This window comes from Streptomyces regalis (assembly GCF_001509475.1).
Lineage (GTDB): Bacteria > Actinomycetota > Actinomycetes > Streptomycetales > Streptomycetaceae > Streptomyces > Streptomyces regalis.
Genome location: NZ_LLZG01000318.1, coordinates 1 through 270 on the forward strand (window position 1 = coordinate 1; position 270 = coordinate 270).

Consider the following 270-nt stretch of genomic DNA (forward strand, 5'->3'; position numbering starts at 1 on the left):
TCCCGGCACCGAACTCGACGCCGTGGCCAAGGTGTTGGCCGACGGCCGCGCCCACCTCGACCACCGGGCCGTCCTCACCGCGGAGAACCGGGACGGGTTCCTTGACGCTCTCGGCGCGCTGACCCGGGGCAGCGCCCACGCGGACGTGGTGCACGGTACGACCAGGCCTCTCGGCAAGGTGGTGTTCGTCTTCCCCGGCCAGGGCTCCCAGTGGGACGGCATGGCCACCCACCTCCTCACCACCTCCCCCGTCTTCGCCGACCACCTCAC

Annotated in this window: 1 protein-coding gene; it reads left to right on the plus strand. The window is 72.2% G+C overall.

Annotated elements, in window-relative coordinates; genetic code table 11:
* Nucleotides 1-270 (plus strand): acyltransferase domain-containing protein (locus ADL12_RS27615; protein ID WP_159053317.1); only part of this gene is annotated, 270 nt, incomplete at both ends.